The sequence below is a fragment of the Caloramator proteoclasticus DSM 10124 genome, assembly GCF_900129265.1.
Classification (GTDB): Bacteria; Bacillota; Clostridia; order Clostridiales; family Caloramatoraceae; genus Thermobrachium; species Thermobrachium proteoclasticum.
On sequence record NZ_FQVG01000118.1, the window covers coordinates 1 to 1045 of the forward strand.

General features: G+C 36.1%; 2 protein-coding genes. Both read left to right on the forward strand.

What is annotated here, in order from left to right; genetic code table 11:
• On the forward strand, positions 1-783 hold a 783-nt coding region (locus tag BUB63_RS13150), incomplete at its 5' end, for a phage portal protein (RefSeq protein ID WP_073250479.1).
• On the forward strand, positions 740-1027 hold the full coding sequence (locus BUB63_RS13155; RefSeq protein WP_073250482.1) for an HK97 family phage prohead protease: 288 nt from the start codon (positions 740-742) through the stop codon (positions 1025-1027). The genes BUB63_RS13150 and BUB63_RS13155, both read left to right, overlap by 44 nt.
• Positions 1028-1045: the final 18 nt, after the last annotated feature.

Sequence of the window (1045 nt, forward strand, 5' to 3'; positions counted from 1 at the left end):
GTAATTCTACAAAAAGAGGAAGTATTTCATGTAGTAGGGCTTGGATTTGATGGATTTAAGGGTTATTCACCAATTCAGATGGCAAGAGAGGCTATAGGACTATCTATTGCAACTGAAGAATTTGGGGATAGATTCTTTGCAAATGGTGCAAGGCCTGGAGGAATATTAGAGCACCCTGGGGTTGTTAAGGATCCTGAAAGGTTAAGAAAGTCCTGGGAAGATGTATATAAGGGAATAAAAAACTCACATAAAATTGCTGTTTTAGAGGAAGGAATGAAATATCATGAAATAGGTATTCCACCAGAGGATGCTCAGTTTCTTGAAACAAGAAAATTTCAATTAAATGAAATATGCAGAATATTTAGAGTTCCACCTCACATGATTGGCGACTTAGAAAGGGCAACTTTTAGCAACATAGAGCATCAATCAATTGAATTTGTTGTCCATACAGTAAGGCCATATCTTGTTAGGTGGGAACAGGCTATATCAAAATGCTTACTAAATGAGGGTGAAAGGAAATTATACTTCCCTAAATTCACAGTTGATGGTTTACTTAGGGGTGATTTTAAAACAAGAATGGAAGGATATGCGATAGGAAGGCAAAATGGATGGTTATCACCCAATGATATTAGGGAATTAGAGGACATGAATCCACTGCCAGAGGACCAAGGAGGCGATATTTATCTTGTAAACGGCAACATGATACCTGCCAATAAAGCTAAAGATGGGGAAGGTGGTGATGAATTTAATGGAAAAAATGGAGAGAAGGACAATAAATCTTGAAGAATTAAGGGTAAATAATCTAAAGCAAGAAGAAAATGAAGTAAAGATAATTGAAGGACATGCGGCAATATTCGATAAATGGAGCGAAGAATTGGGATTATTAGTACCATTTAAAGAAAAAGTTTCAAAAGGTGCCTTTAAAGAGAGCATAGAAAAGGATGATATTAGGGCACTTTTTAATCATGATGTGAATTTTGTCCTTGGAAGAAACAAATCAGGGACACTTTTTTTTAGAAGAAGATGAAAAAGGGCTAAGGGTTAG

What these genes read in the sequence shown, in the direction of transcription:
- BUB63_RS13155 (WP_073250482.1), top strand. Translation starts at nt 740, where the DNA reads ATGAATTTAATGGAAAAAATGGAGAGAAGGACAATAAATCTTGAAGAA.